Origin of the sequence: Paracandidimonas soli (genome assembly GCF_004342005.1) — a bacterium.
GTDB classification, from domain to species: Bacteria; Pseudomonadota; Gammaproteobacteria; order Burkholderiales; family Burkholderiaceae_B; genus Paracandidimonas; species Paracandidimonas soli.
The window spans coordinates 1-2,928 of the sequence record NZ_SMBX01000021.1 but is presented as its reverse complement, the minus strand read 5'-3'; the positions used below and the strand labels follow the sequence as shown (position 1 = coordinate 2,928).

The window sequence follows — 2,928 nt, the reverse complement described above, 5'->3', positions numbered from 1 at the left end:
GATCGCTTGGCTGCTATCACCGATGAGATCGGCGGCCTGCCGTCTCAGGTGCAGACCAACACCGACAATATCGCAGCCAACACAGCCGACATTGCGGCCAACACAGCCGACATTGCGGCCAACACAGACGACATTGCGGCCAACACAGACGACATTGCGGCAAATGACGTTCGCATTGCAAATGCGATACAGGAAATTTCGGACCTCGAAGCCGCAGCGCTGCTCAAGGCGGACAACCTCTATGGTCTCGCGGATCTCGCCCAGTCGCGAGTGAATCTCGGTGTCGTACAGACGCTGCTGGGCGAGGTATTCAGCACCGACAATTGCACGGTGACGGAGAATGCAAACGGCACCTCGTTTAGGCACCCTGATGGGCTGCAAATTTGTTTTGCATATTCAGACACGCCGCTCCTAGCAAATATCACGTCCGGAAACATATTTGCATCTAACGCACTTGTCACTTTACTGTGGCCGCAGCCGTTCTTGTCTACAGAAAGTTGCATGGCTGTCGGAGCCCTGATTTTCAACAGCAGAGTTGATAACAGGCAGGCCGGGGTGCAGCGTGGATTTGCGCATACTGGACACGCTAATTCAACGAGCTGCTCCGTTGCTATCTATGCAAGTCAAATTAATGCTGCTGGCTTCCCTTGCGCTGTCGGAGTCGGGCGCTACAAATGACTACTTCCATTTCCCAACAGCAACAAAAAAGGCCCGAGCGGATAGGCCACTCCCCTGCGAATGGGAGAGCCAGTTTACGACCCAAGCGGTTGTCGAGTTTTGCGCAAGAATCACGCCATCAACTGGATTGCCTGATGTTGTCGAAAACCATAGACCAGGAACCCACCAGGGGGCAATGTGAAACGGCTGCGGGAAGCTATATAAAATAGAATCTGTTCGTGCTTTATTTCCGTATGTGAAAGAAGTCGTGTTTACAGAATCAGACACGGAACGCGCGCATATCTGCAGCCCGCTTGGAAACCTCCAGCTGATGCCGTTGGCATTCTCCGTCACCGTGCAATTGTCGGTGCTGAATACCTCGCCCAGCAGCGTCTGTACGACACCGAGATTGACACGCGACTGAGCCAGATCCGCGAGGCCTGCGAGGTTGTCCGCCTTGAGCAGCGCTGCGGCTTCGAGGTCCGAAATTTCCTGTATCGCATTTGCAATGCAACATTCATTTCCAGCGCCCGACGGCAATCACTCGAACGTCTGTTGCTTCTGAATTGCTATTCCAGGAGATCCCCACAGGAGCATACAGCGCCACGATCACAGATTGGGGGCCTGGTGTGGCGTATGCTGGATGCGCTCGATATTGCCCCGTGGATGGCCAGTTGATCTGATTGCTTGCGTTGCCTCGGAAGCAAACTGAAATTCCGATTGGTGTAGAAATGAACGGCTGGGGAAATGACCAAGTTCTCTCCAGACCTTGGGCGAATGAGTAGATGACGCCAATGGATCCCAGGCAAATCTGCAGCCCCTGAGGGTGTCGGAAGCTGGTGCCATTGGAATTCTCGGTGACAGTGCAGTTGTCAGTGTTGAATACCTCGCCCATCAGTGTGCTGATGACGCCCAGATTCAGGCGGGCTTGGGCTGGATTCTCAAGCTCGTCTAGGTTGCCGATTTTGAGCAATGCATCAGCTTGCAAGCCCGACAACGACTGTTCCGCATTTGCAATGCGAATACCAATTTAGTCAACCTTCCCTCGTTCGAGGAAAATCAATCATGAAAATCACACTATCGCCTACAGGTGAGCCATACGGCCACCCGTTCGAGGCCGCGCTACACCTTGAGCGCCGAGGCCAGACGCTGATCATCAACGGCCAGGAGCTCGATTTCAGCGTCATCCCGGACGGCGCCACGCTGCCCGACGGCGCGGCTGCTACAGGTTGCCCGTACATCGTCGGCGACATCGAGCGTGATGATGACGGTGTGCTGCATGTCACGGTGATGCTGCCGCATGCGTCGAATGCGCCGTATGAGGCCCGGTTTCCGCAGCCGATCATTGACCCAGCAGACGGCATCGTGCCGCTACCCGAAACGGGCTGGCCGATTCTGGCGCCAGAAGCACAGGAGGAAACTACCGATGACAATTGATCTGTCAGGGCTGATCACGCCCGCCGATAAGCTGCGCGAGGCCAAGGAGCGAAAGCGCAGCGAAATCACCGCAGCATGCCAAGCCGCCATCGATGGTGGCTTTTTTTTCGATGGTCACCACTACGACAGTGACCAGCGTAGCCAGACGAACATCATCGGCACTTGCAATGCGGTCGCCGCGGGCGTCCCCCTGCCTGAGGGCTTTATATGGCGGACGGCTGACAATCAGGACGTACCGATGGATGTCGCTGGCATCATCGCGCTGGGCGCTGCGTTGCTGGCGCATATCAATGCTCAATATGCAAAATCATGGCAACTGAAGGCGATGGCCGATCAGGCCGAGAGCATGGGCGATTTGAGCGACATTACGTGGCAGACGCACGCAGAATAGCGGCCTGCCTGCGACCGAGCGTGCTGCGCGCCAGTTTGCGGGCCAGGTCGCGGCCGTGAGGGTGGTAGTAGCGCAGCAACATACGGGTTGATCGATGGCCGGTGACCTTGGCGAGATCAGCGGCCTGGAACACGGATGCGAGGCGGCTGGCGGATTCATGGCGCAGGTCGTGGAAATGCAGGTCACGGAAATAGTGATCTCGCGGCTTGCGGCTGTGCTGCTCGCACATGGCCTCGTAGCGGCGTCGTGACTTATTGACGGCTCGGGCAAATGCCTGGCTCACGGCACTGGCAGAAACGTCGAACACACGGCCCCGCATAGGCCGATCCGCCAGATGCCGGCGCAGCGCATCCTTGGCAAATGGCGAGAGGGGTACGTACCGGATGCGGCCGTTCTTGGTTTCTGTCAACGTGATGACGCCCGTCGTCATGTCTACCTGTTGT

The 2,928-nt window shown here is 56.7% G+C and carries 5 protein-coding genes; 3 read left to right on the top strand and 2 right to left on the bottom strand.

Annotation, left to right across the window (positions count from 1 at the left end):
- Nucleotides 1-678, top strand: a 678-nt coding sequence (locus tag EV686_RS18480; protein WP_165972688.1) for a hypothetical protein, incomplete at its 5' end; no start/stop codon positions are given.
- Between the two features lie 496 nt (nt 679-1,174).
- Here EV686_RS18480 and EV686_RS18475 read toward each other — a convergent pair.
- Nucleotides 1,175-1,654 (bottom strand): hypothetical protein, encoded by a 480-nt coding sequence (locus EV686_RS18475; RefSeq protein ID WP_132478431.1) that lies wholly within the window; start codon nt 1,652-1,654, stop codon nt 1,175-1,177.
- Between the two features lie 68 nt (nt 1,655-1,722).
- Between EV686_RS18475 and EV686_RS18695 the strand changes: the two genes are divergently transcribed.
- Both EV686_RS18695 and EV686_RS18470 read left to right on the top strand, forming a co-directional pair.
- Nucleotides 1,723-2,094: a hypothetical protein gene (locus EV686_RS18695; RefSeq protein WP_165972691.1), complete on the top strand. Its 372-nt coding sequence runs from the start codon at nt 1,723-1,725 to the stop codon at nt 2,092-2,094.
- Nucleotides 2,084-2,485, top strand: a complete 402-nt coding sequence (locus EV686_RS18470; RefSeq protein WP_165972690.1) for a DUF4376 domain-containing protein — start codon at nt 2,084-2,086, stop codon at nt 2,483-2,485. The genes EV686_RS18695 and EV686_RS18470 overlap by 11 nt, the downstream gene beginning before the upstream one ends.
- Here the strand turns inward: EV686_RS18470 and EV686_RS18465 are convergent.
- A partial coding sequence (locus EV686_RS18465) for a tyrosine-type recombinase/integrase (RefSeq protein WP_165972689.1) occupies nt 2,460-2,928 on the bottom strand: 469 nt, incomplete at its 5' end. The two genes, EV686_RS18470 and EV686_RS18465, sit on opposite strands and share 26 nt — an antisense overlap.